The 21,312-nt window shown below is 70.3% G+C and carries 22 protein-coding genes; 12 read left to right on the top strand and 10 right to left on the bottom strand.

The genetic code is table 11. From position 1 onward, the window contains the following. Positions 1-129 precede the first annotated feature (129 nt). Positions 130-309: a MerR family transcriptional regulator gene (locus tag IM767_RS10075; RefSeq protein WP_239453273.1), complete on the bottom strand. Its 180-nt coding sequence runs from the start codon at positions 307-309 to the stop codon at positions 130-132. Positions 310-428: 119 nt separating this feature from the next. On the opposite strand from IM767_RS10075, the gene IM767_RS10070 reads away from it, so the two are divergent. The 6 genes from IM767_RS10070 to IM767_RS10045 all read left to right on the top strand — a co-directional run bounded on the left by IM767_RS10070 (position 429) and on the right by IM767_RS10045 (position 5,357). Continuing rightward, entirely contained in the window at positions 429-1,073 is a 645-nt protein-coding gene (locus tag IM767_RS10070; RefSeq protein ID WP_198425831.1) for a hypothetical protein, read from the top strand. A gap of 32 nt (positions 1,074-1,105) precedes the next feature. Further along, positions 1,106-2,509: a plasmid pRiA4b ORF-3 family protein gene (locus IM767_RS10065; protein ID WP_109210226.1), complete on the top strand. Its 1,404-nt coding sequence runs from the start codon at positions 1,106-1,108 to the stop codon at positions 2,507-2,509. Between the two features lie 87 nt (positions 2,510-2,596). Further along, positions 2,597-2,800 (top strand): hypothetical protein, encoded by a 204-nt coding sequence (locus IM767_RS10060; protein WP_109210225.1) that lies wholly within the window; start codon positions 2,597-2,599, stop codon positions 2,798-2,800. Between the two features lie 28 nt (positions 2,801-2,828). Beyond that, a complete protein-coding gene (locus IM767_RS10055; protein WP_194398854.1) occupies positions 2,829-2,993 on the top strand; it encodes a hypothetical protein in 165 nt (54 codons plus the stop codon). A 796-nt stretch (positions 2,994-3,789) separates the two neighbouring features. After that, entirely contained in the window at positions 3,790-4,386 is a 597-nt protein-coding gene (locus IM767_RS10050; protein WP_162564264.1) for a phosphotransferase, read from the top strand. 176 nt (positions 4,387-4,562) lie between these two features. Beyond that, complete coding sequence (locus tag IM767_RS10045; protein ID WP_109210223.1) at positions 4,563-5,357, top strand: alpha/beta fold hydrolase; 795 nt, start codon at positions 4,563-4,565, stop codon at positions 5,355-5,357. Positions 5,358-5,432: 75 nt separating this feature from the next. Here IM767_RS10045 and IM767_RS10040 read toward each other — a convergent pair whose 3' ends face one another. The 3 genes from IM767_RS10040 to IM767_RS10030 form a co-directional block, all read right to left on the bottom strand. Then, positions 5,433-6,362: an alpha/beta fold hydrolase gene (locus IM767_RS10040; protein ID WP_109210222.1), complete on the bottom strand. Its 930-nt coding sequence runs from the start codon at positions 6,360-6,362 to the stop codon at positions 5,433-5,435. A 63-nt stretch (positions 6,363-6,425) separates the two neighbouring features. Next, on the bottom strand, positions 6,426-7,172 hold the full coding sequence (locus IM767_RS10035) for an alpha/beta fold hydrolase (protein WP_109210221.1): 747 nt from the start codon (positions 7,170-7,172) through the stop codon (positions 6,426-6,428). Between the two features lie 25 nt (positions 7,173-7,197). Beyond that, positions 7,198-8,148 carry an alpha/beta hydrolase gene (locus tag IM767_RS10030; RefSeq protein WP_109210220.1) on the bottom strand — a complete coding sequence of 317 codons (951 nt, stop codon included), beginning with the start codon at positions 8,146-8,148 and terminating at the stop codon, positions 7,198-7,200. A 219-nt stretch (positions 8,149-8,367) separates the two neighbouring features. On the opposite strand from IM767_RS10030, the gene IM767_RS10025 reads away from it, so the two are divergent. The 3 genes from IM767_RS10025 (at position 8,368) to IM767_RS10020 (ending at position 9,806) form a co-directional block, all read left to right on the top strand. Next, the gene (locus IM767_RS10025) at positions 8,368-9,108 is read left to right on the top strand and encodes an SDR family NAD(P)-dependent oxidoreductase (protein ID WP_109210372.1); all 741 of its coding nucleotides are present in this window, start codon (positions 8,368-8,370) and stop codon (positions 9,106-9,108) included. Between the two features lie 83 nt (positions 9,109-9,191). Further along, on the top strand, positions 9,192-9,323 hold the full coding sequence (locus IM767_RS21005; RefSeq protein ID WP_275426019.1) for a hypothetical protein: 132 nt from the start codon (positions 9,192-9,194) through the stop codon (positions 9,321-9,323). A gap of 6 nt (positions 9,324-9,329) precedes the next feature. Beyond that, positions 9,330-9,806 (top strand): hypothetical protein, encoded by a 477-nt coding sequence (locus IM767_RS10020; RefSeq protein WP_109210219.1) that lies wholly within the window; start codon positions 9,330-9,332, stop codon positions 9,804-9,806. Between the two features lie 195 nt (positions 9,807-10,001). Here IM767_RS10020 and IM767_RS10015 read toward each other — a convergent pair whose 3' ends face one another. The 4 genes from IM767_RS10015 to IM767_RS10000 all read right to left on the bottom strand — a co-directional run bounded on the left by IM767_RS10015 (position 10,002) and on the right by IM767_RS10000 (position 14,590). Continuing rightward, a complete protein-coding gene (locus IM767_RS10015; RefSeq protein ID WP_275426018.1) occupies positions 10,002-12,110 on the bottom strand; it encodes an iron ABC transporter permease in 2,109 nt (702 codons plus the stop codon). Next, complete coding sequence (locus IM767_RS10010; RefSeq protein ID WP_109210218.1) at positions 12,107-13,141, bottom strand: iron-siderophore ABC transporter substrate-binding protein; 1,035 nt, start codon at positions 13,139-13,141, stop codon at positions 12,107-12,109. The genes IM767_RS10015 and IM767_RS10010 overlap by 4 nt, the downstream gene beginning before the upstream one ends. Positions 13,142-13,176: 35 nt before the next feature. Next, positions 13,177-14,034: an ABC transporter ATP-binding protein gene (locus tag IM767_RS10005; protein ID WP_109210217.1), complete on the bottom strand. Its 858-nt coding sequence runs from the start codon at positions 14,032-14,034 to the stop codon at positions 13,177-13,179. Between the two features lie 220 nt (positions 14,035-14,254). Beyond that, the gene (locus tag IM767_RS10000; protein WP_109210216.1) at positions 14,255-14,590 is read right to left on the bottom strand and encodes a DUF7882 family protein; all 336 of its coding nucleotides are present in this window, start codon (positions 14,588-14,590) and stop codon (positions 14,255-14,257) included. Positions 14,591-14,850: 260 nt separating this feature from the next. Between IM767_RS10000 and IM767_RS09995 the strand changes: the two genes are divergently transcribed. The 3 genes from IM767_RS09995 to IM767_RS09985 all read left to right on the top strand — a co-directional run bounded on the left by IM767_RS09995 (position 14,851) and on the right by IM767_RS09985 (position 16,000). After that, positions 14,851-15,324, top strand: a complete 474-nt coding sequence (locus tag IM767_RS09995) for a CinA family protein (protein WP_109210215.1) — start codon at positions 14,851-14,853, stop codon at positions 15,322-15,324. A 110-nt stretch (positions 15,325-15,434) separates the two neighbouring features. Beyond that, positions 15,435-15,764 carry a hypothetical protein gene (locus tag IM767_RS09990; protein WP_109210214.1) on the top strand — a complete coding sequence of 110 codons (330 nt, stop codon included), beginning with the start codon at positions 15,435-15,437 and terminating at the stop codon, positions 15,762-15,764. A 29-nt stretch (positions 15,765-15,793) separates the two neighbouring features. Continuing rightward, complete coding sequence (locus IM767_RS09985) at positions 15,794-16,000, top strand: DUF2188 domain-containing protein (RefSeq protein WP_109210213.1); 207 nt, start codon at positions 15,794-15,796, stop codon at positions 15,998-16,000. A 47-nt stretch (positions 16,001-16,047) separates the two neighbouring features. On the opposite strand, the gene IM767_RS09980 is transcribed toward IM767_RS09985, so the two are convergent. Both IM767_RS09980 and IM767_RS09975 read right to left on the bottom strand, forming a co-directional pair. Further along, complete coding sequence (locus tag IM767_RS09980; RefSeq protein ID WP_109210212.1) at positions 16,048-19,512, bottom strand: error-prone DNA polymerase; 3,465 nt, start codon at positions 19,510-19,512, stop codon at positions 16,048-16,050. Positions 19,513-19,581: 69 nt separating this feature from the next. Beyond that, entirely contained in the window at positions 19,582-21,312 is a 1,731-nt protein-coding gene (locus IM767_RS09975; RefSeq protein WP_194398853.1) for a DNA polymerase Y family protein, read from the bottom strand.

Genomic DNA, 21,312 nt, shown 5'->3' with positions numbered 1-21,312 from the left:
CTGGCGACCCGCGTGCGCACGAAGGACCTCGTCACCGTCGCCCGCGAATCGGCGCCCGTAGCAGGCAGGGCGCGGACAAGGATCACGCGGTGCCTGCCGGTCAGGGCAGTACCGCCCTTCGCGCCGCTATCAGGCGTCGACGCCGAAGGCACGCAGCAGCGGGACTCGCGGGATCATCCGGCGCGGGCCGAGCTGGACCGTGGGGATAGTCCCGCTTTCGATGCCGAGCTTGATCGTGCGGTAGTCGACGCCGACGAGCTTCGCGGCATCCTTCATTGTCAGTGCCAGGCAATCTTGTGAACGATTCATGGTCCTGCCTTCCAGTGAGCCAGCAGTGTCACTCTCCCTTCGTCGCAAGGTACCACACGCATGAGCCAAGATCGACAGTCTTCTTCGCGAATCTTCGGCGACGTGGAATAGTGGGCCTCATGGCAGACGTCGAGGCGTATGAGTTCAGCGACGAACGCATTGATCTCGGGAGTGGCGTGACACTTCCGAAGTCCTGGCGCGCGCGCGTGTCGGGTGAGCAGGACGTACCCGGCACGATCACCGTCCGCGTGGAGTGGGATAGCACGCTCGGACGCACCGCCGTCGTCTTCGCTGCGCTCGAGCGCGAAGCGGAAGGCGTCGACATCACGAGTCAGGTACTTCGCGAGGTGCGGACCCACTGGATCATGACGAGGTCAGCTCTTGACGTCGTCACAGTTGACGTCGGCGCAGAGGACGGCGGCGAACGCGATCGCATTCCAGTGCGCGAGTTTCTTAGTCGCGTGCGGGCGCGTGACGAGCGCGAGCCCTTGGAGACCCTCCACGCCGCGATCTCCGTCTATCGCGTCGCGACAGCAATCAGCTATCCGCCGCTCAAGCTCGTCGCCGACACCTTGCAGATCAGCCAGAGCACCGCGACGCGTCTCATGAGTCGCGCGCGCGACTCGGGTCTGGCTCCCGAGGTCCGGATCCAGGAGCCGCGGCGGGCACCGGCGGTCGACCCATACAACCCGGGCCAGCCATACGACCCTGCGGCACCCCACTCTGGGCCATCTCAGCCCGGAGGCCCATCGATCGGCCGATGACTCCAAAGCGGCGCCCCCAGTAGCGTTGTTGGGTGTCCACCCACCCCACCCGCCGCATTCTTCGCCTACGCGTCTCGATCGTGGGCTTGGAACCGGAGATCTGGCGCACGATCGACGTCGATGACAGCTTGTCGCTCGCCCAGCTGCACGTGGTGTTGCAAGTGGCGTTCAACTGGTTCGACTCGCACCTGCACCGCTTCTCCGAGGAAGATCCGTGGGTCCGGACCAACGGGATCCCGCGCATCGGGCGGCAGCCTCGGGCGTGGGTTGATGCCTGGTCGCTGACAGAGGTCGAACTCGAGGGCGAAGAGGATGAGGCCGAAACGACCATCGGTGAGGCAATGCAGCACGACGGGCCGCTGTGGTACATCTACGACCAAGGCGACAACTGGTTGCACCGCATCGATCTGATCGATCGCGATGTCGCGAGACCTCACGAGCCGCTTGCGCAACTGATCTCGGGCGAACGGCGTGCGCCGTTCGAGGACTCCGGCGGCCGAACCGGCTACGAGGAGATTGCCATAATCCTCGCCGACGACTCGCATCCCGAGTATGGATCGACGAAGGCATGGGTCGCTACGGCAGTCGGACCGTGGGCCACAGACGACCTCGAGGATGCCGATTTGGTTGGCGCGCGCGGTGAGCTTGCCGCACTCTTCGGCCCGGCGGCATCCGACCTCTCAGGACTGGTGGATGCCGCCACAGGTGTGACGCACGACTCGCCTATCGCGCAGTTCGCGTCGGGTCTGTCCGTGCCGCTACGGTCGAACCTGCGCCGGCACCTTCGGCGGGGAGGAGCGCTTACCCCCGAGCCACTGCGCGACGAGGATGTCGCCGAGGCCGTAAAGCCGTACGCCTGGCTGATCGACCGCATCGGCGTCGACGGGCTGACGTTGACCAAGGCAGGGTGGATGCCGCCCGCCGTTGTGCTGGAAGGGATGACGGCGCTCGGCTGGCGCGACGATTGGATCGGCGAAGGGAACCGCGAAGACCTCACCTACCCCATGCGCGATCTGCGCGCGTCGGCCGAACGACTGCGTCTGGTCCGCAAGCTCAAAGGTCGTCTCGAAGTGGTGGGTCGGGCGTGCCCGACGATCGGGCGGCCCGCGACGCTGGCCGGACAGATTGCGCGGATGCTCCTGCGTCAGCGGATGACGGAAGGTCAGCGCGTTGCCAGCACGGCATTCGTCATCGGTCTCGCCGACGAGAGCATCACGACACGACGTGATGCGGAAGACCAGGTACTCGAACTCGTCAACGAACTCGGATATGTCGACGCACAGGGTCAAGAACTCGACCATCGCTGGTTCTCCGCGCTGACCGAGCCGGTACTCGACGTACTCGAGGTGCTCGGTCTCTGGCGCTCGGGCCGCCGTCGGCGAGACGTCCCACCGACGGACGCCGTTCGCCTGATCGCGCGTCTCGCGCTCAAGTAGCGCCTGCTACGAACCAAGCCCTTCCTTCGCCTGCCGACTGCCGTCCGACGGCGGTATCTTCGTGACACCACAATGGAAGGAACCGCCATGGCCCGGACTGTGCGCCTCTCGCCAGAGGCGGAATCGAAGCTCACCGAGCTCGCCACTCTGTTGGGACAGAGCAAGAGCAGCGTGATTGAGATGGCCGTGCTCGAGTTGGACGCTCGCACGATCCGACGCGAGCGGGTGCGCCGTGCGTTCGATCGGGTCCGCGACCGAGACGCTGAGCTGCTCGACCGGCTGTCCCAGTGACGGAGTACATCGAACCGGAAACAAGCGGTTGAGCTGGTTCGTCACGGTGGCCTTCTATGACATCAACGGCTACGACCTGCGCGCCGGCGCCGAGGACGCCGACCGCTATATCCGGCTCATCGCCGGCGCGAATCCGCCACCTCTACACGACGTCGAACTGTGGCTCGACAAGCACACCTTTCCCTTGGGCTGACCAGCAACTCAGGCGCAGGGTCGCCCGGGCAGGACGCGAGCCGTCGTGGGTCCATTCCGGGGCGAGGCCAGCAATGCCTCACTTGAGCACATTGCACAGCGCAAGCTCGCGAAGTCGCTCCTTGCTTAGCAATGTGCTCATTTGCTTCTCGTTGCCGCAAGAGCGAATCTGGGCGCTGAACAGCCCGCGTCTCGGACCGCTCCAGAACGCTGATTTTTCAACGATTCTTGCCCTCGTTTTGCCCGCAAACCATTTGCCGCAGCACGTTTCGCAGGGTTGCGCGACGCCGCCCAGCCTCCTCAACATTCGCGTAATTCCGCTGTTCTTGCCGGTTTGGGCCGGATTGAGCATTATGCTCAGTCGTGTTCGAGTCCCTCCAGGGGCATCATGCCTTCTTCATCCAGAATCAGCGCACCACCGAGGACCCCGGCCGAATGCTCATTGACAAGACGTCATCGCCGGTCGACATTCGCCGTGTGACGGGAGCCGCGTGGTGATCCGGTCGACGGATCACAACGTCCCCTCGGCCCAGGACGGCGACGACAGACCCGAACCGGCGGCAGATGTCGTCAAGAATGGGACGATGCGCGATCGGGCGATGTCGCAGGACACTGAACCCCTCGGCGGAGGCGCCGTGAATGACGGCCGCGTGCTGCGGGAGGGGCAGACGGTTCGCCGTCCCCTCCCTGCGAACGCGGCGACGCTGCACGCGCTTCTGAAGCATGTCCGGTCGCGTTCTGATGTCGAGGTTCCCCACCCACTCCGCGTCGAGGATCAGACCGAAATCCTGACTTACGTGGAGGGCGAGGTCGGCCTCTCCCCCTATGCGCCGTGGGTCAGCACGCGCGATTCACTCGTCACCGTCGCGACCCTGCTGCGCAGGTTCCACGACGCGACTGTCGGGTGGCAGCCGCCATCCGACGCCGCCTGGTCGACCGCATTCGCTGATCCCGCCGGCGGCTCAGTGATCTGCCACAACGACGTCTGCATCGAGAACGTCGTCTTCCGTGACGGAGCGGCAGCCGCGCTGATCGACTTCGACTTCGCGGCACCGGGGCGACGCGTGTGGGATGTCGCCATGACCGCGCGGTACTGGGTGCCGATGACGGACCCGACGCTCCCCGCGGCGGTAGAGCGCGGCGTCGAGGATCCCATCGAGAGGCTGCGGACGTTCGTCGACGCGTACGGACTGGGACGTGCCGATCGCCGCATCCTGGCCGGCGTGCTGCTGGAGGCGGAGGAGGCGTCGCGGCGCTTCGTCGCGGATCAGGCCGCAAGCGGGTCGCCCGCATTCGTTGCCATGTGGGATGCACCCGCCCGCGCACGATTCGAGCGCAAGTTCGCGTGGCTCCAAGCGAACAGCGGAGCGATCACCCGCCGCCTCCTCAACTGAGGCCGACCACAGCTAGGCATAACAAACTCGGCCCCACCGGTCGGAACAACCAGAACGACCTCGCGATCGACGGCGGCTACGGCATCCGCTCTCCCCTCCTGACGGAGGAATCACACGACGCCGCCCGCCTTGTCAACATGCGCCCGCCCCCACCCGCCGCTTCGTAGCATGACCACATGGTGCTCACGGAGGACGACCTGCCCGCGACAAGGCGAAGGGGCGCGGCGAAGATCACGACCCAGCGCGTCGACATCGGCGGTCTCGCCTTCCGGGTGCTCTCGTCGGTCTCCCCCACCACGGCGGAGCCCGCGATCGTGCTGGTGCACGGTATCGGAGTGTCGCACCGCTACCTCTCACGACTGCACGACGAACTCGCCGCCGCCCACCGCACCGTGATCTCGGTCGACCTCCCCGGCTTCGGCGGGCTCCCCAAACCCGGCACCGACGTCGACGTGCCGACCATGGGCGAGGCGATCGGACGCGTTCTCGAGCAGCTGTCACTCGGCCCGGTCGTGCTGTTCGGCCATTCGATGGGTTCGCAGTGGGTCGTCGAGACGGCGCTGCAGCGACCGGAGCTGCTGACGTCGGTCGTCGTGATGGGCCCCGTGGCAGACGATCGCCACCGGACGATCCTCCGGCAGACCCGGGCGCTTTCGATCGACACGCTCCTCGAGCCACCGACGGTGAACACGATCGTCCTCACCGACTACCTTCGCTGCGGCATCCCCTGGTACCTCACTCAGCTACGGCACATGCTCGCCTACCGGCTGGAGGAACGCGTGCCGCAGCTCACGGTGCCGCTCCTCATCATCCGGGGCGGCGCCGACCCGATCGCGGGGCTGGAGTGGTGCCGGCGCCTTCGCGATGACGCTCCGCGCGCCGAGCTGGTGCAGATCCCGGAGCATCACCACGTGGCACAGCACTCAGCGCCCAGAGCGGTCGCGTCAGCGGTCCTTTCGCTCGCATCCTGAGCCCACGCCGCCCGGCTGCGGGTGCGAAGTCGACTCGAACGCGAGGATGCCCTTCATGAATCAGGCGTCGAGTGATCACGGCGTGCCGGCACCGTCGCCCGGCGTCTCGGCGACGGCGAGGATGGCATCGGCGAACGCCCTCGGCGCTTCCGCCGGAAGGTGGTGTCCGGCATCCGGCACGATGCGATGCTCTCGCCAGCCGATGAAGTGACGCGCTTCCAGCCGGCCGTCCGTGGCTGGGAAGTTGCCGTCGGCTGCGCCGTCGAGGGTGACGGTCGGCACCGAGATCGCAGGCAGCGCAGCCAGTCGTTCCTCGATGTCGGCGTACTCGTCGAATCCGGGCGCGAGGCCGAGCCGGTGCCGATAGGAGTGGATGACGACGTCGACGTAGTCGGGGTTGTCGAACGACTCCGCGGTCGCGGCCAGCCGGTCCTCGTCGAAGCGCCACGCCGGCGAGTTGCGGCGCCAGATGACGCGCGCGATGTCTCGGCGGTTGGCCGTCAGGCCCGCCCTGCCGCGTTCGGTCGCGAAGTACCAGAAGTACCAGAACCCGGCCTCGCGCTCCGCGTCGCCGGGCATGCCGGCGGCCGCGACATCCTGGATCAGATAGCCGTTGACCGAGACCAGCCCTCCGACCCGGTCGGGCTGGAGCGCAGCCACCACGCAGGCGGCTCGGCCGCCCCAGTCGTAACCCGCGAGGATCGGCTCGTGCAGGTCCAGGGCGTCGAGGAGGGCGATGAGATCGGCACCGAGCGCCGCCTGCTGCCCGCTTCGAGGTGCGTCTTCGTGTGAGAAGCGCGTGGGCCCGTGACCGCGGAGGTAAGGCACGATCACCCGGAACCCGGCTTCCACCAGCAGCGGCGCCACCTCCGAGAAGCTGCGGACGTCATAGGGGAACCCGTGCAGCAGCACCACCGGTTCGTCGTTCGGCCCGCCGAGGTCGTGATAACCGACATCGAGCACTCCCGCGCGCACGCGACGCAGGGGCCAGTTCGGCTCGAGCATGGAACCTCCAGGGTTCGGGTGGTGTCCCGGTCGCCGGACCGCGACCGGGACACCACGTTCGGGTCAGGCGGCGGCTTCCGCCTGTGAGGACGCGAGGTACGCCTTGCCGGCGGCGGCGATCGCCTCGACGACGATCTCCGGACGCGAGACGCCGACCGCGTGCGAGGCGCCGGCGACCTCCCAGGTCTGACGTGAGCCCGCGCGCTTCGCGCCGGCCCGGTGAACGGCGACAGGGATGTTCCGGTCCTGGTCACCGAACACGTGCCACGACGGGATGTCCTTCCAGGCGGGCGTCGTGGTGGGCAGGCCGTCGGTCAGCGCGGCCTCGGTGGCCGGTCGCTGCGTCGCCGCCATCAGCGCCGCCGTCTCCTCGGGGATGTCCGCGGCGAACTGCTGGTGGAACGCCTCGGCGCGGATCGCGAACTCATTGCCGCCGGAGGCGACCGGATACGCGTTGAGGGCAGCGCCGAGCGTCGATCCGGGCTCACTGGCGGAGAGCGCGAATGCGCTGTCGCCCGTTTCCGGAACGAATGCGGCGACGTAGACCAGGCCGACGACGGCGGCGTTCTGCGCGGCGGCCTCGGTGATGACCAGACCGGCGTAGGAGTGGCCGACGAGCACGACCGGACCGTCGATCGACGCGATGACGTCACGGACGTACGCGGCGTCGCCGGCGAGGCTGCGCAGCGGATTCGCCGCCGCGACGGCGGTGACACCGCGCGCCTGCAGCAGCGCGATCACGCCGTTCCAGGATGCCGATTCGGCGAAGGCACCGTGGACCAGGACGATGGTGGGCTTTTGAGTGTTCATGGTTCTCTCTCTTTCTCGGATGGGGTCAGCGGTTGCGGAGGGCCTTGCGGAGGATGTGGATCGCCTGCTCGATCGCGGCAGTCGACGCGGCCGACGGGCGGAGCGGGTTGAGCATCATGAAGTCGTGGATGGTGGCGTCGTAGCGCACGAGCGTCGTCGGCACTCCCGCCTCGATGAGCTTGCGACCGTAGGCCTCGCCCTCGTCGCGCAGCACGTCGTTCTCGTCGACGACGAGGAAGGTCTCGGGCAGCCCCTTCAGCTCGTCGACCGGCGCCTGCAGCGGCGACGCCGTGACATCCGACCGCTTGTGCAGATCGGGCACGTAGTTGTCCCAGAACCAGGCCATCGCGTCGGCTCGGAGGTGGAAGCCCTCCGCGAACTCGCGATAGCTCGGCGTGTCCATGCGCGCGTCCGTCACCGGGTAATAGAGCGACTGATGGATGAACGAGACATCACCGCGCTTCTTCGCGAGGATCGCGAGCACCGCGGCCATGTTGCCGCCGACGGAATCGCCCGCCACGGCCAGCCGTGAGGCGTCCAGCCCCCTCTCCTCGCCCTTCTCGGTGACCCAGCGGGCGGTCGCGTACGCCTGCTCGATGGCGACCGGATGCCGCGCCTCGGGCGATCTCGTGTACTCGACGAAGACGACCGCGGCGTCGGCCCCGGTGGCGAGGTCGCGCACGAGTCGATCGTGCGTGCCGGCGTTGCCCAGCACCCATCCCCCGCCGTGCACGTAGAGGATCACCGGCAGCGGCGCCGTCGCTCCGACCGGCTTCACGATGCGGACGCGGACGTCACCGACGGCGGCGGGAACGGTGACCCACTCGTCGTCGACGGCGGGCAGATCGATCGGCGCGGCTTGCACGTCGTCCAGCAGCTTGCGCGCGCCGTCGACCCCGCGTTCCACCAGCGTGGGCGGCGCGGCGGCCGCGTCAGCGAATGCTCGCGCTTCCGGTTGAAGAGTGTGTTCGGTCATGTCGCAGCCTTCCGTGAGTTGTCGTGCTGGTCTTCCGGTGTCACCGCGAAATCGCGGTTGTAGAGAAGGACCGCGCGGTCCCCCGGGTTGTGACGAGCCGAGCGAAATCCGTCCCCCTCAGCGAGCTGCGTCACAATCCCGACCGCTGCGCTGTCAGATCTTCTGGGCGGCCACACGTTCGGCGCCCGCCGGTCGCAGAAGGAGCAGAAGTCGATGGACATGACCCCGAATGACCTCGAGAACAAGGTCGCCCTCGTCACGGGCGCCTCTTCGGGGATCGGTCGAGCGACGGCACTGTCGTTGTCGCGTGCCGGATTGCGAGTCGCGGTCGGTGCTCGGCGCCTGGACCGTCTCGATCTGCTGAGCGACGACGCGCCCGGCCCCGTGACGGCTCTTCACCTGGATATCACCGATGCGGCTTCGGTCGACGGGGCTGTCACGCGCGTCCTGGAGGAGTACGGCCGGCTCGACGTGCTCATCAACAACGCCGGCCTGATGCTCAACGGCCCCATCCTCGGCGCCGACGTCCGGGAATGGAAGCGGATGGTCGAGACGAACCTACTCGGCTCGATGTTCGCGACGCACGCTGCGCTTCCGCACCTCGTCGAGTCCAGAGGACACCTCGTGCAGGTGTCCTCGACCTCGGGGCGGATCGCGTCCCTCGGCAGCGGCGTCTACTCCGCGACCAAGTTCGGCATCAGCGCCTTCACGGAGTCACTGCGGCAGGAGGTCACCGCCCAAGGCGTCCGGGTGACGCTGATCGAGCCGGGGTTCGTCTCGACCGAGCTGACGACCCACATCACCGACCCCGCGATGCGCGCCGCTGCCAGCGAGATCGGGGCGTCGATGCGCACTCTGCGGGCCGATGACATCGCCGAGGCCGTCCTCTACGCCCTGCGGCAGCCGGATCACGTCGCCGTGAACGGGATCCTGATCCGGCCGACCGACCAGGTGCGCTGACGCCGTCGCTCCACACGCATTCGCTTGGCCGCGAGCCGCGAGCCGCGAGCCCCGGAACTCCCCACCTATTCGAAGGAGGATCAGTGGACGAACAGTCCGACCCCACGGCGCTGCGCAGCGCGCTCGGCACCGAGTTGTTCGTGCTGCAGTCGGCAGCCAGCTCGACGATCAGCGAGGCCGGCACGCGGTCGACCATCTACCTGACGACCCTGTAGGGCGGATTGGTCGCGATCGGCTTCGTCGCGGCATCCCCATCCCTGCTGCCGCTCTTCACGCTCACCGTGCTGCCGACGATCTTCCTGCTCGGGTGGTTCACGGTGGTTCGGCTGGTCGACACCAGCATCGAGAACATCATCGCCCGGCGCCGGATGCGGCTGATCCGCGAGTACTTCGCGTCGCTGCATCCGATGGGGCCTGCGCTGATCGCCGCGGACGATCCGCGGACCAACGGCGAGCTCGGAGTGCGGTACCTGAGGTCGTCCTACCTCTTCACGATGGCGACCACGATCGGCGCCGTCAACGCGGTGCTCGGCGGCGCGATCGTCAGCCTGACACTCGCGATGACGCTGTCGCTGCCGCGCATCGCCGCCGTGCTGGCGGGGGTCGTCGTGGGCGCGGTCCTGCTCACCGCCACCCTGCGCTACGAACGTCGGCGCATCGCAGCGGCCGCGCCGGACCCGGCACCGCAGCAAGGCTGAGCGAACGCTGCGTCGCTGCGCGTTCGGGGGTCGCGAGTGGTTGCTTCGATCACGAGGTCGCCGCGTGTCGTGACACCCGAACAGCGAGCGGGCACCCGGGGTGTCGAAGACGGCGGCGGCGAGAGAGCGTCGGCGGCACACACAGGCCCCGCGCGGCGGGTCTCGAAGAGTCGGCGCACGCGCGCGCGGCGCGACTCAGGCGTCGCGCGACCGCCAGAGCAGCCAGACGAAGTACGGCGCACCGATGAGCGCGACGACGAGACCGGCCGGCAGCTGAGCGGGGGCGATCACCGTGCGCCCCAGCGCATCCGCCGTGCCGACGAGCACCGCGCCGAGCACGACGGCGACGGGGATGACACGGCTGTGGCGCGCACCGACGAGGGCTCGGGCGGCGTGCGGCGCGACCAGCCCGACGAACCCGACGACACCCACGGCGACGACGCTGAGTGCGGCGAGCACGGCGGCCGAGACCAGCAGGGCGAGACGAGTGCGCTCGAGGCGGATGCCCACCAGACGCGGCGTGTCCTCGTCCATCGCGAGGATGTCGAGGTCGCGTCGGTGCGCGAACGCGAAGGGAAGCACGACGAGCAGCACGATCGCGAGCGGGATGACCTGCTCCCAGATGCGGCCGTAGGTCGTGCCCGACAGCCACGTGTAGATCTTGGGCGTGTCCCACGGGTTCGCCCGCAGGAGCACGAAGGTCGTGAGGGCGACGGCCCCGTACGAGACGCCGATGCCGATGAGGATGAACCGGTCGGCGCTCAGGCCGCCGCGCCAGGCCACGCCGTACACCAGCGCGAAGGCCAGCAGTCCGCCGGCGACCGCGGCCACCAGCATCCCGAACGTGGACGCGGTGGCGCTGGTCACGACCAGCACGGCGCCGAGACCTGCGCCGCCGGTGATGCCGAGCAGGCTGGGGTCGGCCAGCGGATTGCGGCTCACTGCCTGGGTGAGGGTGCCCGCCAGACCGAGGGCCGCGCCGGCGGTCACCGCCGCGATGACGCGCGGGGCACGCTCGTCCAGGGCGAAGGCGATGCGGGCGGGTGCGGCATCCTGCAGCCACAAGAGGATGTCGCCGGTCAGCAGCTGCGTGCTGCCCACCAGCATGCCGACGAGCACGACGGCGCCGAGGGCGACCAGCCCGACGACGAGCACGATCACGAACCGCCGCTCGCTGCGCACGCCGATGCGCATTGTCGGCGGACGGCGGGTCGGGCCCGAGTCTCGCAGCCGGCGAGCCATCACGACCAGCACGATCGCGCCGAACACGGTCGTCGCCACCCCGGTGGGGACCGCGATCGCGCCCTCCGGACCGATGAGGGCGCGCAGCAGCGCGTCGGCGAGGATCACGACGATCGCGCCGATGAGGCCCGACAGCGGGATCAGCAGGAGGTGGCGGCCCAGCGCCGGCACGACGCGGGCGAGCAGCCGGGCGAGCACCGGCGCGCAGAGCCCGACGAAGCCGATGGGGCCGGCGAGTGTGACGGCCGTGGCGGTGAGAAGGACGGACAGCAGGATGCCGTACACCCGCGTCGAGCGGATCGGCACACCCAGCGACGACGCGGTGTCGTCGCCGAGAGCGAGCACATCGAAGCGGCGGGCGAGCACGAGGGCGACGACCAGCGCTCCGACGACCACCGGCGTGGCGCGGAGGAAGCTCTCGAGGCCCAGCTGCGACAGGCTGCCGCTGCCCCAGGCGAGCAGTCCCTTCGTCTCCTCGGAGAACAGGACGAGCAGCGCGGACGTGCCGGCCTGGAAGGCCAATGCGAGCGCCGACCCTGCGAGCACGAGCCGCGTCGTGGAGGTGCCCGCCCCCCCGGCGAGGCCGAGCACCAGGGCCGCGGCGATCATGCCGCCCGCGAACGCGACGAAGCCGGAGGCCCAGATCGGCACGGCGATCCCGAACGCCGCCACCGCGGTGACCGCGAGGTACGACCCGGCGGTCACGCCGAGGGTGTCGGGAGAGGCGAGGGCGTTGCGCGACAGCGACTGCATCAGCAGGCCCGCGCAGCCCAGTGCGATTCCGACGGCGACGCCGGCGGCGAGCCGAGGGACGCGGGAACCCCAGAACACGTCGGGGTCCGCGAACACCGCGCCGCTCGTGCCCTGCGTCAGATGCCAGCCGGCAGCGAGCACGAGGAGCACGAGCAGTGCGGCCAGCACGCCGAGAGCGGCACCGGTCGTCGAGCGAGCGCCGCGCGCGGGCTTGCCGCCCGCCTGCGCAAGACCCGCGAGGTCGCGGCCGGCGGCCACCTCGCTCAGCGAGTCAGGCGCCGCCTGCTCGCTCGACGACCGCGAGCTCACTGGGTGATCGCTGCGACGTACGCGTCGACGATCTGCTGCGCCGAGCGGGGTCCGCCGAAGGTCCAGATGCCGCCGGGGAAGGCCGCGAGCCGACCGTCCTGCACCGCGGGGATCGACGCCCACGCCGGGTTCTCGGCCGCCGCGTCCACGAAGCTCTCGGAGTCGGGGTCGACGGTGCCGGTGTAGAACAGGCTGGCGTCTCCGATGGTCGTCATGCCCTCGATGTCGGTCTGGCCGAGGCCGTAGGCCGGGTCGACCTCACCGGTCCACGCGTTGGTCAGTCCGAGCTCCTCGCCGATCTCGCCGACGAGCGAACCCTGGCCGAACGGGCGCAGCGACACGTTGCCGCCGTCGACCCAGCCGTCGAAGTAGACGAAGTCGGTGACCTCCGGCTGGGCATCCGCGACCTCGGCCTTCGCGTCGGCGAGGTGCTGCTCGAACTCGTCCTTCACGACCTCGGCCCGCTCGGTGCGGCCGGTCGCCTCCGCGATGAGGTCGAAGGTGTCGAGCATCTGCGCGATCGGGTCCTCGGCGTTCGCGCCGATCGTGGCCAGCACCGGAACGCCGTACTCCTCGAGCTGCGCGATGATCGCGTCGTCGCGCGTGTACGCCTCGACGATCACGAGGTCGGGCTCCGTAGCGAACAGGGCGTCGAGGTTCGGCTCCTGGCGGGTTCCCACGCTCTCCACGCTGTCGGGCAGGACCTCGGCCGTGTCCCACGTGCGATAGCCGTCGGCATCCGCCACCGCCACCGGCGTGAGGCACAGCGAGAGCACGTCTTCGATCTGCTGCCACTCCAGCACGGCGACCTTCTGGGCCGGCTCGTCGAGCGAGACCGTGCGGCCGAACGCGTCGGTGAGCTCCACCGGGTCGGTCGACGAAGTCGTGCTGTCGTCGGCGCAGCCGGCGCTGGCCGAGGTCACTGTCCCGGCGTCGGTGTCGGTGGACGCCGCCACTTGAGTGGTGCCGCAGCCGGCGAGGGCGAGCGCGAGGGCGCTGAGGACGGCGAGGGCAGGCAGACGCTTGGTCATCGAGGGGGCTCCAGAGGATTCGGTGCGGGAGGGGGTCAGGCGGGGAGGGCTTCGTGGCGGCGCACGCGCTCGTGATGGCGGCCGCGCGGGATCACCCGCACGCGGCCGGTGTCGGGGTCCACCGCGGTGTCGATGCGGAAGCCGTACACCTCGCTGAGGTGCTCAGCGGTCAGAACCTCCGCGGGCGAGCCCGCCGCGTGGACGCGGCCGCGGCGCATGAGCACGACTTCGTCGGCGACGGATGCCGCGTGGTCGAGGTCGTGCAGCACCACACCGACGGCGGTGCCGTGGTCGGCCAGGTCGCAGACGAGGTCGAGGGTCTCGATCTGGTAGCGCAGGTCGAGGTGGTTGGTGGGCTCGTCGAGCAGGAGGATGCCGGTGCTCTGGGCGAGCGCGGTGGCCAGCCACACCCGCTGCAGCTCGCCGCCCGACAGCTCGTCGACCGGCCGGTGCCCCATCGCGGTAAGCCCCGTCAGACCCAGCGCCCGATCGATCGCCGCGCGGTCGTCGTCCCGCAGCCCGGCGAAGCGTCCGCGGTGCGGGTGACGGCCGTACGCGACGACGTCGCGCACCTCGAGTCCGGACGGGTGCGGGCGTGACTGCGACAGCATCGCGACGGTGCGGGCGAACTCCTTTGCGGAGAGGGATGCGGCGTCCCGCCGGTCTTCGCCCCGGTCGACGTGGACGGAGCCGGCGTCGATCCGATGCAGGCGGGCGAGGGCGCGCAGCGCGGTCGACTTGCCGCTGCCGTTGGGCCCGATCAGCGCGGTGACGACGCCCGGCCTCAGGTGGAGCGAGACATCGTGGACCACGCGGGTGCGACCGTAGCTCAGGGCCAGCGCGTCACCTCGCAGCTCGTCCGTGGACCGTGCTGGGCTGCCGTCGGGGATCACGTTAGGGGAGCCTAACCTATCTCCGGACGGTGCTCAAACAGGGCCGTAACCTCCGCGCCCGCCAGGGCTCGGAGGTGAGTCCGGGGTTCGCGCTCTCCGGCCCGCGGGCCGCGCCGCGCGGCCTCTCGGCCTGGCGACCTCGCGCCCTGGCGACCTTGCGGCGCCGCGAGCCGCGCCGCCGCGGCTCACGGCGATCGGTGACGGTGGGCGCGAGCGCGGCTCAGGCCGACATCGCCTGCGACGCGGTCTCCCCATTGGGCATCGGCGGCTCGGGAACGAGGTAAAGGCCGGTGGACGAGTTCGCGGTGTATGCCAGCGCATCGATCCACGCCGGGTTGAGCTGAGGTTTGCGGCTGCCGTAGAACTTGTACACCAGCGTCGACTGCGGGTGGATCCAGATCGAGGTGCGGCCGCCGCCGATGCTGATGTCGTCGCGCCAGGTGAAGTGCAGCGGCTCACCCCGCCGCAGCTTCGCACCGATCACGAGCTGCAGGTGAGCGAGCGTCCGATCGTCGAAATCGACCTTGATCGCGTTCTCGTACGTCAGCTTGCCCACGACGGACCCCGCCCGCCTCGGGATCCGGCTGCGATGCGACAGGACTCGCCCGATGGGATCTCCGACACGCTCTGCCCAGACTTCCTGCGTCGTGCGACGCGATCTGCAGGGGCGAGCCTGCGTTCGACGACGAGCCGGTCCGGCTCCCCTTGAACGCTACGCGCGTCCTGCCGCTCGACCGGCCGATGGCCCCGTTTGCGAAACCCCTGCGCGCGACACGGACCGATCCCGGTCACCTGACGGCGTGGCAGGGTTGACGCATGGCAGGTCCGATCGAGCTTCTCGCCCGTCTCGCGCAAGAGCGCGACCTCACCGTCGCCGTCGCCGAATCGCTCACGTCCGGCCTTCTCGCGAGCGAGGTCGGCAAGGGCGAGGGCGCTGCGGACTGGTTCTCGGGTGGCGTCATCGCCTACCGGATGCCCGTGAAGACCCAGGTGCTGGGGGTGCCGGAGGGCGTCGACCCGTGCTCCGCGGAGTGCGCCACGGCGCTGGCCGCCGGCGTGCGAACGCTGCTGGAGACCGACATCGCGGTCGCGACGACGGGTGTGGGCGGACCGGAAGCGGAGGACGGGCACGCGCCGGGCACGGTCTACCTGGGTTGGGCGTCGGCCGCTGGCACCGGCGCCGAGCATCTTCAGCTCGAGGGCGAACCCGCAGAGGTGCTCGACGCAGCCGTCGACCACGCGCTGAGGCTGCTGGCGGCCCTCGCGGGCGACGCGGATCCACCCCGCTGAATCGCCGACGGTCCACGCGGACTCCGCAGACCAGGTGCGTTGTCTAGCCCGTTCTCGGGTCTCCTGCAACCCCAAGAGCGGATGCGCTGGACGCAGGTAGAAAAGTGCACGTGAAGAGGGTGATCTACGCGGGAAGCGATTTCCTTACCGGGGACGACATCGCCGAAGCCTTGCTGTACTGCAGCCAGGCGCTCGCCGAGGTGGGAGTCGCCGAGACGGTCTCGGTGCCCACCCGGGAGGAGGACGGGTCGATCGGGAACGTGATGGTGCTCATCGGTCCGGCCAGCCAGATCGTCGCTCGGGACGTTCACGAGGACGGTGAGGAGCTCGTCGATGCCACGGCCGTGGCGCGGCTGAACGCCATCCAGCGGCGGCTGCGCCCGGTCGCCGCGGTCGATACGGAGGCGCCCGATATGAGCGACTGGGACGGCGATCTCTGACCCCGGGCGGGACCGGCACAGGAGGAGACATGAACGGCAGCACAGAGCCCGTGGTCACGCGGTCCAACCGCGGCCAATGGGAGAACCACGTCGAGGGGCATCCGGAACTGTCCCTCAGCTTCTCCAGCAAGGAGGAGGCGGTGGATGCCGGACGCGGCGTCGCGGACGAGCTCGGGGTGGACCACGTGGTGGAGGACGCCGAACCGACCGGCGTCATCACCGACGAGCCGGAGTGATCTGCAACCCACCCCGCGGGAGCACGACGGCGGGGTGGCGGCATCCGTCAGCGGAAGTCTCTCGCGCGATGCTGCACGCCGACCCGCAGGTCTTCGAAGCCGTCGGCGATGAGGTTCGTCACCCCCTCTGACGAGCGCTCCAGGATGCCGCGCGCGATGAGCGCCGGGGAGTCGCGCACGACTCGTCGGTAGCGGTTCCAGACCCCGAGCGAGCACACGACGTTCACGAGGCCGTGCTCGTCCTCGAGATTGATGAAGGTGATCCCGGATGCCGTGGCCGGCCGTTGGCGGTGGGTCACCAGTCCCGCCACCTCGACGCGGCGGCCGACCTCGTGGCTGCGCAGCCCGCGGGAGGTCACCACGCCGCGGGCGTCCAGCCCGGAGCGGTAGTGGGTCAGCGGGTGGTCGTCGGTGGAGATGCCGGTCGCCCACAGGTCGGCCGCGAGCCGCTCGTAGCTGGTGGGGTCGGCGAACAGCGGCGGTTGCACCGCGATGAGGGAGTCCGGCAGGAACTCCGGACGATCCTGCGCCGCCGAGCCGGCGAGCCAGATCGCCTCGCGCCGGCTGAGGCCCAGGCACTCGAACGCCCCCGCGGTGGCGAGCGCCTCGACCTGCACGGCCGTGATGCTCGTACGCCGCACCAGGTCGCGGAGATCGCGGAACGGCCCGCCCTCCTCACGGGCGGCGACCAGGCGCTCGGCGACCGCGGTGCCGATCCCCTTGACGCCGGCGAGCCCGAGCCGCACCGCGAATCGCCCGTCACGGCGATGCGCCGCGGACTCGTCGGGGGCGTCGAGCTCGAAGAGCCCCACGGGCGGCTGGTCGCGCAGGAGGCAGGAGTCCAGGCCGGTCGGTCGCGATGAGAAGTCTGCTCCGGGTTCGGAGGGTTTCGTCTCGCTCGTTCCTCGCTCGCTCAACGACCGGGAGGAAGGCTCGAGCACGGCCTCGACACCGGACAGGTGCAGGTCAGGGCGGCGCACCTCGACGCCGTGGTGGCGCGCGTCGCTCACCAGGGTGGCGGGCGAGTAGAAGCCCATCGGCTGGGCGCGCAGCAGCCCCGCCAGGAACGCCGCGGGATAGTGCAGCTTGATCCACGAGCTGGCATAGACCAGCAGTCCGAACGACAGCGAGTGCGACTCGGCGAACCCGAAGTTCGCGAACGCCTGGATCTTCGCGTAGATCGCGTCGGCCTCCTCCCCCACCAGGTCGTTCTCGGCCATGCCGGCATACAGCTTCTCCTTCAGCGAGTCGATGCGCTCGATCCCGCGCTTGGAGCCCATCGCCCGCCGCAGCAGGTCGGCGTCCTCTCCGGTGAGCCCGCCGACGGCCATGCCCATCTGCATGAGCTGCTCCTGGAACACCGGCACCCCGAGCGTGCGCTCGAGCACCGGCTGGAGCTTGGGGTGTGCGTAGGTGATCTCCTCCTGCCCCAGCTTGCGCTTGACGAACGGGTGCACGGCGCCGCCCTGGATAGGCCCCGGGCGGATGAGCGCGATCTCGATCACGAGATCGTAGAACCGCCGCGGCTGCAGGCGCGGGAGAAGACCCATCTGCGCGCGGGACTCGACCTGGAACACCCCGATCGAATCCGCCCGGCACAGCATGTCGTAGACCGCCTTCTCCTCCTTCGGGAGCGTCGACAGCTCCCATTCCTCCCCCGTCGACGCGCGGATCATGTCGAAGCAGTACTGCAGGGCGGCGAGCATCCCGAGGCCCAGCAGGTCGAATTTCACCAGCCCCATCCAGGCGGCGTCGTCCTTGTCCCACTGGATCACCGTGCGGTTCTCCATCCGGGCGTGCTCGATCGGCACGACCTCCCCCACCGGCCTGTCGGTGAGCACCATGCCGCCGGAGTGGATGCCGAGATGCCGCGGCGCCTTGAGCAGCTCGCCCGCGAACTCCAGCACCTGATCGGGGATGTCGTGGCCCGCGCCGGTCTCGAGGAGCGCCCCCCAGCCCTCGATCTGCTTCGACCAGGCGTCCTGCTGCCCGGGCGAATGACCCAGCGCCTTGGCCATGTCGCGCACCGCGTTCTTCGGCCGGTACTGGATGACGTTCGCGACCTGCGCCGCGCGGTCGCGCCCGTACTCCTGGTAGACCCACTGGATGATCTCCTCGCGGCGATCGGAGTCGAAGTCGACGTCGATGTCGGGCTCCTCCTCGCGCAGGCTCGACAGGAACCGCTCGAACGGCAGGTCGTACCCGATCGCGTCGACGGCCGTGATGTCGAGCAGGTAGCAGATCGCGCTGTTGGCGGCGGATCCGCGCCCCTGGCACAGGATGCCGCGCCGCCGGGCCTCCTGGACGATGCCGTGCACGATCAGGAAGTAGCCCGGGAAGTCCTTCAGCTCGATGACCGCGAGCTCCTTCTCGATGCGCGCCCGGTCGTCCTCCGAGAGGCCGGGGTACTTGCGCGGCACCGCCTCCCACACCAGGTGCCGCAGCCACGACATGGGCGTGTGCCCTTCGGGCACCTTCTGCTTGGGCAGCGCCGGCTTCGCCCGGCGCAGCGGAAAGGCGAGCTCGTCGGCCAGGGTCACGGTGCGGGCGACGGCGTCGGGGAACCTCACGAACCGCTCCGCCATCTCGGCCCCCGAGCGCAGGTGAGCACCGGCGTGCGCGGGCAGCCAGCCGTCGAGCTCGTCGAGTCCCCGATTGGCGCGCACCGCCGCGACCGCCGCAGCGAGGAGCTGTCGCTGCGGGACGGCGTAGTGCACGTTGTTCGTCGCGAGGAGCGGCAGGCCTCGCTCGCGGGCGAGCCCGGCCAGCACGTCGTTGTCGCGCGTGTCGAGCGGATTGCCGTGGTCGATGAGCTCGACGTGCACGTTGTCGCGCCCGAAGAGAGTCACGAGGCGGTCGAGCTCGCGGCCGGCGGCGCCGGCTCCCGCGGTTCCCGGCGCCGAGGCGAGCGCGCGACGCACGGCGCCCTTGCGGCATCCGGTGAGCACCGCCCACTCCCCCTCGGCCTGTGCGGCGAGCTCTTCGAGGTCGTAGGCCGGGCGCCCCTTCTCGGCTCCCTGCAGCTGGGCATGCGTGATCGCCCCGGCCAGCCGGTGGTACCCCTCCTCGCCTCGGGCGAGCACGAGCAGGTGCGCGCCGACCGGATCGGCCTCGCCGTTCTGCGGCTTCGGCAGCTCGAGCGACAGCTCGGCGCCGAAGACCGTGCGCAGCTGCAGCGCCTCAGCCGCCTCGGCGAATCGGACGATGCCGTAGAAGCCGTCGTGGTCGGTGATCGCCAGGGCGTGCAGTCCCAGTCGCTCGGCCTCCTCGACCAGCTCCTCCGGCGAGGAGGCGCCGTCGAGGAACGAGTACGACGAGTGCGCGTGCAGCTCGGCGTAGGGGATCGCCTCGGCCGGGCGCGGGATCGTGGGAGCGATGTACGGCCCTCGCTTGCGCGACCACGCCGGGCTGTCGCCGCCGTCGGCGCCGACGGGCGCCGACTCGGGCCGGCGTCGGCCGCTGAGCACCCGCTCCATCTCGGACCACGGAACGCCCGGGTTGTTGAAGCCCATCAGCTGCCCCTCGACGAGCTCAGGGATCGGTTGCCGAGCTCGTCGACGCACAACGACCGGCGGGAGACGTCAGTCATAGGTCGCCTCCGCCGTCCAGACGTCCCCGTCGCACACCAGCAGCCACGCGCCCCCGTCGGCGTCGACGACCTGGAACCGATGCGCACGACGTGCGCGTGCGGCATCCCATCCGCGCTCGACCACCGGCCACGGCCCCGCCCACGCCTCGATCGCCCGCCGTCGCCCGCTCTCGGCGAAGAAGGCCGGCACAGCCGAGACGTTCCCCCGTTCGTCGACGTCGACCAGCTCGCCGCCCAGCGCCCGCACGTCGACCGGCACCGGATCTGCGAACACCGTCGCCGGCAGCGGGTCGGGAAGGCTTCCCGGCCAGGGCCGTGCGCGCTGCGCCGCGAGCCCGCCTGCGCCGTTCGCCGCTCGATCGCGTTCGTCGCGGTCTCCCCACGGCACGAGCACCTGGCGCTCCGCCAGCCATCTGCCGCCGCCGATCGCGGGGGTGAGCACGCCGCGATGCCCCAGCATGGCCTGCACGCGCGACAGGGCATGGTGCACCCGCTCCTCGGGGCCGCCGCCGAACAGGGCAGGAGCATGGTGGGAGGCCTCGTCCACCGCCTCGGGAGAGATCCGCACCAGGGTGACCCCGCTGCGCAGGCCGCCCCCGGCTGACTCGCCCGCGCCGACGTCCTCGGCGAGCTGCCACCGCACGCGGTCGACCACCGCCGCCGCGTCGAACGAACCGGGGTGCAGCCACACCCGCTCGCTGCGCTCGCCTCGATCACCGACGAGCTCGACCCGCAGCTCGGTGCATACCAGGTCGACCGCCCCCAGCCCCGCGACGAAGTCGTCGGCGGTGACGCGCATCGCGAACGCGACCTGGTCGGCGATCTCGAGCGGCGGCTCGAAGGCGACCTCGCGCTGCAGCTCGGGCGGGGGCGTGCGCGGCTGCACCGGCCGGGAGTCGCGTCCTGCCGCCAGGGCGTGCAGTCGCACGCCCCGATCCCCGAACCGCTCCCGCACGCGATCGGGCTCCATCGCGGCGAACCCGCCCAGGGTCTGCACCCCCAGCCGTGCGAGCAGACCCACCAGGTCGGCGGTCTCTTTCACGTCCGCGGCGCCGCCGCCCAGAGTCGCCGAGGCCTCGAGCACGGCAACCGACAGCGGTGCGAGGAACCCGGCGGCGCCACCCGCGGGCACGACGAACACCGGGTCGTCGATGCTCGTGCCGCCACGCGCCGCCTGCTCCGCCGTGAACGGACCGTCGGCGATCCCCGCTCTGACCCCGTCGAGCCCCGCCTCGCGCAGCGCACCGATCAGCATGCGGGCGGCCTCGGTCTCTCCGCCGTAGTACCGCGCCGGACCGCGGGCGCGGAGCGCGCACAGCCCCGGCCGCACCAGCTGGACCCCCGGGGCCCGCTCCTCGATGAGCGACACGACCGGCGCGAAGGCGCGATGATCGCGCGCGGCATCCGCGTCGACGATCGCCAGCCCCGGGCACCGCGCCTGCGCGTCGCGCCGGCGCTGCCCCCGCCGCACCCCCTCTGCCCGTGCCGACGCCGAACACGCCACGACCAGATTGCGCTCGACGACGGCGATCGGAGGCCGTCGTCCGGAGCGGGCGGCCTGTCCGGAAGCGACGGCCTCTCCGGAAGCAGGCTCCGACCCCGGCCTCTCCCCCACGTCAGCGGCGCCCGGACGTTCCTCGACCGCCGCACCGCGCTCGAGCGCCGTGACCGGCCAGTCGGGGAACCACAGCACGAGGCTCCGGACGGGCGTCCCCGGCGTCAT

Source organism: Microbacterium ureisolvens (assembly GCF_015278315.1).
Lineage (GTDB): Bacteria > Actinomycetota > Actinomycetes > Actinomycetales > Microbacteriaceae > Microbacterium > Microbacterium ureisolvens.
Note: the sequence above shows the minus strand (reverse complement) of the source record. Positions and strands in the feature narration are given on the sequence as shown.